Origin of the sequence: uncultured Microscilla sp., from assembly GCF_947493425.1 — a bacterium.
Lineage (GTDB): Bacteria > Bacteroidota > Bacteroidia > Cytophagales > Microscillaceae > Microscilla.
The window spans coordinates 1-298 of record NZ_CANLRP010000593.1 but is presented as its reverse complement, the minus strand read 5'-3'; the positions used below and the strand labels follow the sequence as shown (position 1 = coordinate 298).

The window sequence follows — 298 nt, the reverse complement described above, 5'->3', positions numbered from 1 at the left end:
GATCCGTTAAACAGACACGAGTTACATGGCAGTTTAATGAGTGATGCTACTGCCACTATGAACAAAAGTGATGTCAAATCAAAAGACAGTCGCGACAGTCATGACAGTTTAATGGGTGCCACTATGAACAAAGATGCAACAGCTATGAACAACAAGGGCGTCAAATCAAAAGACAGTCGCGACAGTCATGACAGTTTAATGGGTGCCACTATGAACAAAGGTGCAACAGCTATGAACAACAAGGGCGTCAAATCAAAAGACTGTCATGACAGTTTAATGGGTGGAGGTGTGAACAAAG

1 pseudogene is annotated in these 298 nt (G+C 42.6%); it reads left to right on the top strand.

The features are described from left to right. Positions 1-36: 36 nt before the first annotated feature. A pseudogene (locus tag Q0954_RS34710) lies at positions 37-298 on the top strand (hypothetical protein); the annotation flags it as partial.